This is a genomic window from Loktanella sp. DJP18 (assembly GCF_049310965.1).
Classification (GTDB): domain Bacteria; phylum Pseudomonadota; class Alphaproteobacteria; order Rhodobacterales; family Rhodobacteraceae; genus Loktanella.
Genome location: NZ_JBMERN010000214.1, coordinates 1 through 3867, shown reverse-complemented (window position 1 = coordinate 3867; position 3867 = coordinate 1). Strand labels below are relative to the sequence as shown.

Annotated in this window: 3 protein-coding genes and 1 tRNA gene; 3 read left to right on the top strand and 1 reads right to left on the bottom strand. The window is 61.7% G+C overall.

Annotated elements, in window-relative coordinates:
* The first annotated feature begins 58 nt into the window (after positions 1-58).
* Complete coding sequence (locus tag ACOI1H_RS24005; protein WP_422440716.1) at positions 59-2203, top strand: putative bifunctional diguanylate cyclase/phosphodiesterase; 2145 nt, start codon at positions 59-61, stop codon at positions 2201-2203.
* Here the strand turns inward: ACOI1H_RS24005 and ACOI1H_RS24000 are convergent.
* The gene (locus ACOI1H_RS24000) at positions 2140-3153 is read right to left on the bottom strand and encodes a LacI family DNA-binding transcriptional regulator (protein ID WP_422440717.1); all 1014 of its coding nucleotides are present in this window, start codon (positions 3151-3153) and stop codon (positions 2140-2142) included. The two genes, ACOI1H_RS24005 and ACOI1H_RS24000, sit on opposite strands and share 64 nt — an antisense overlap.
* Positions 3154-3291: 138 nt before the next feature.
* Here ACOI1H_RS24000 and ACOI1H_RS23995 point away from each other — a divergent pair.
* A tRNA-Arg gene (locus tag ACOI1H_RS23995) sits at positions 3292-3368 on the top strand.
* A gap of 168 nt (positions 3369-3536) precedes the next feature.
* Positions 3537-3854 carry an AAA family ATPase gene (locus ACOI1H_RS23990; RefSeq protein ID WP_422440714.1) on the top strand — a complete coding sequence of 106 codons (318 nt, stop codon included), beginning with the start codon at positions 3537-3539 and terminating at the stop codon, positions 3852-3854.
* Positions 3855-3867 lie beyond the last annotated feature (13 nt).

Sequence of the window (3867 nt, the reverse complement as noted above, 5' to 3'; positions counted from 1 at the left end):
TTAAAGCTTGATTCACGCGTGACGCCTAACGTCGCCTCACCCGTGCGCGAGAGTTTTTATGCAAGTAGATCCTGTTCAGAATGCAGAGCTGACTGCGATTCAGCAGATCATCGGCAGGAACATCCTGTTGCCGCTGTTCGAAAACTCGTGTCAGGCGATTCTGGTTTTGAATGCGAAGGATTTGCGCATCGTTGCAGCCAACGGTCATGCCCGCAGCGCGATCGGCAAGTCCATGCGGGAATTGCAGCGCGTCACCGTGATGGACGCGATCCCCGACCTGCCTGCACCTGTCGTCGCACGTGTCCTGAACCGGTTTGCGTGCATCCGGCGCAAACTGATCCGCATCAGGGTCACCGGGCTGGGGCCAAAGATCTATGACGTCGACATCATGCGCATGCCCGACAAAGAGCGATCTATCGTCATTCTGGCTCAGGACGTCACGCAAACGCTGACTGCCCTCAAATGCGCGGATGACGCGGAACGGCAGATGAAGACGGCGATCAATGCGCTGTCGGATGGATTCGTGCTGTATGATGCAGACGATCGTCTTGTGATCTGCAACGAGACCTATCGCATCTTCTATCCCGAAACGGCCCCGATGATGCAGCAAGGGACCCGGTTCGAGGATATTCTGCGGTTCGGTCTGCAGAACGGCGAATATGCCGAAACCATCGGTCGGGAGGACGAATGGTTGGCGAAACGGCTGCTGCACCATCGGTTTATCCCTGACGGTTTCGAGCAGAAACTGTCCAACGGGCGTTGGCTGCGGATCGTGGAGCGCCCGACCCCGGACGGCGGGCGCGTCGGCATGCGGGTCGACATCACCCAGATGAAGGAACAGCAGCATGCCCTGCGCAGGCTCGCCGTCACCGACGAATTGACCGGCCTTCGCAACCGACGCAACCTGCTGGAAGACATCGCGCATGCCGCCGACGGACTGGCCTGCGATGAAGGTGTCGTCGTGCTGCACATGGACCTTGACCGCTTCAAGGCCGTGAACGACGTCTATGGCCACGAGGCCGGCGACCATGTCCTGAAACATTGCGCCGCCCTACTGGAAAGCGCTGTCGGGCCCGGCGAATTCGCGGCGCGGGTCGGCGGCGATGAGTTCATCGTGGTGCGTCGGATGTCCGTAAATCGTTCCATCATCGGTGCCTTCGCGGATCAGATCATCTCGCGGATCATGGAACCGATCGGCTACGCCGGCCAGTTCATGCATGTTGGGGCATCGGTCGGCATCGCCATTCTCGAGCTGGACGCCGGCATGACGGCGCGGGGCACGGTGCTGACGGCGGCTGACCTCGCGCTTTACGAAGCCAAGAAGCTTGGCGGTGTGGCGCAGTTCTTTGAAAGCGACATGCGCGACCACGTCCTGACGGCAAACGCACTGGCGCGCGAGTTGCAGGTGGGACTGGAACGCAATGAGTTCGAAGCGCATTTCCAGCCACAGATTAACGCATCGCGTCAGTGCTGCATCGGGTTCGAGGCGCTATTGCGTTGGACGCACCCGCGCCGCGGCCTGCTCAGCGCCGGAGAGTTCCTCGACGTGGCGCAAAGGGCGGGCCTGACCGACGCGCTAGACACCCTGATGATGGACGCCGCCTGCCACGCGCTGCGCTGGCTTGACGATCATGGGGCCTCGGACCTCAGCGTCAGCATCAACATGTCGACCGCACAGCTCAGCGACCCCCGCTTGCTGCAACGACTGGAGGCAGCGTTGCAGAGAGTCGGAGCCGCGCGGCAGCGGCTAAGGATCGAATTGCTGGAGTCGACGTTGCTGGACGAGCGCACAAGCCACTTCCTCGACAACGTGAAGGCGATGGTCGAAGCCGGTTTCGTGGTGGAACTGGATGATTTCGGCACCGGCCATGCGGCGATTGCCGCCCTGCGCAAGTTCAGGGTGTCGCAGATCAAGATCGACCGGACCTTCGTGCGGCACATCGACACCGACGAAGAGCTTCAGAAATTGACAGGTGCCATCATCGGCATGGCCAACAGCCTTGATATCTGCGTCCTGGCCGAGGGCGTCGAGACGCAGGCCGAACAAGACTGGCTCTTGAAAAAGGGGTGCAGCCTGTCGCAGGGCTGGCTATACGGAAAGGCGATGCCGCTGGACCGGATCGCGGGCTTTCTGGACCGTTACAAGGCCTCTGGGCGAATCCGCGACAGCGTGTCACCCAGTTCGATCCGCGGGATCAGCTGAACCAACTCTTCGCCCGGATCGGTCCCGGCCACGCGCGCCGCGATGATCTTTGCCGCACGGTTTCCGATCTCATAGCGGCAGGCGTCCATCGTCGCCAGCCGACGCGGCAGCCCCGCCAGAAGCTCGACGCCGTTAAAGCCCGCAAGTCCGATCCGGCCGGGGATATCGACATTCTTGTCCAGTAGATACATCAGGCCCCCTGCCCCGATCATGTCATTGGAATAATACAGGAAATCAAGATCCGGATGCCGTTCCAGCATCGCCTGCGTCATCTCTCTTCCCTTTGTCAGGGCCGACCCGCCGGCGTAGAAGTCCCTGTCCGTGATCTCGATCCCGGATTTGGCCAACGTCCGCGTAAAGCCCTCGAACCGCTTGCGGGCCCGATGGTCGAGAGGCATCTGCGTCCCCATGAACCCGATGCGCCGGTAGCCTGCAGCGATGATCGCCTCGGCCATCTCGCGACCGGCCCGCCGATGCGAGATTCCGACACAGGCGTCGATGGGGTCGCCGTCGGTGTCCATGATCTCGACCACCGGAATCCCGGCCTGCGCCAGCATCGCGCGCGACGGGTCGGAATGTTCAAGCCCCGCGATGATGATGCCGGCCGGGCGCCATGACAGCATTTCAAGAAGGACCTTCTCTTCCTTCTCGGGCCGATATTCGGTCACCCCGAACACCGGTTGCAGGGCAGTGCCGTCCAGCGCGTCGGAAATTCCGGACAGGACTTCGGGAAAGACCATATTCTTGAGAGAGGGAATGATGACGGCAACAAGGTTGACATGACTGGACGCCAGTGACCCTGCGATGCGGTTCGGCACGTAGCCCAGTCGCTTGGCTGCGTCCTTCACCTTGGCGCGCGTTGCCGCACTGACGTCCCCCTTGTTGCGCAAGACCCGGCTTACCGTCATTTCACTGACGCCAGAGGCTTCTGAGACGTCTCGCAGGGTCATCGGGCGGCGGGGCGGCTTGATCACGGTCTCATCCATTCTCTTGTGTCACGAACATCAATATCCCTCCGAGGTTCCGTTGTCCAAGCCTCCCACCGTCCGCGTTGACGGTGCGTGCATTTCAAGGCAATGAAGGCATGTGGTCCCGTGGCTCAATTGGATAGAGCAGCCCCCTCCTAAGGGGCAGGTTACTGGTTCGAACCCAGTCGGGATCACCACGAAGCCCAGCGAAATAAGGCGTTTGAGATTATGACGCGCGGATCGCGACGAAGCATGAGGCCGACGAGATCGCAGCGGCCCTGCATGCCGAGATGCCGTGGATGGCGCCGGCCACTAAGTTGGTCTGGCATGGCCTACGGGCCTCCGCCCAGGATGAGTTACCTGGCTTGCGGTTCAACCCACTGATCCTGATCGGCGCGCCGGGCATCGGCAAGAGCTTCTGGGCGCGGCGCTTGGCACATCACCTCGGGGTGCCGACGACGATGATCGAGGAGACGGGCGAGCCCGCATCGTTCTCACTTGCAGAAGCGCAACGCGGATGGGGCGGTGCACCGCCCGGTAAGCTGATCCAGACGATCCTGCGGGAGCGCCACGCCGGTCCGATCGTCATCCTCGATGAAATCGAGAAATGCGGTGTGGTCCAGTCGACGCAAGGCTCGCGCCGCACCCTGACCGATGCCCTGCTGCCGCATCTGGAAAAATGACCGCGCAGACCTG

Bases quoted from the DNA above. Each gene is read 5' to 3' on its own strand.
- ACOI1H_RS24005 (WP_422440716.1), top strand. From the start codon at position 59: ATGCAAGTAGATCCTGTTCAGAATGCAGAGCTGACTGCGATTCAGCAG.
- ACOI1H_RS24000 (WP_422440717.1), bottom strand. From the start codon at position 3,153: ATGACCCTGCGAGACGTCTCAGAAGCCTCTGGCGTCAGTGAAATGACG.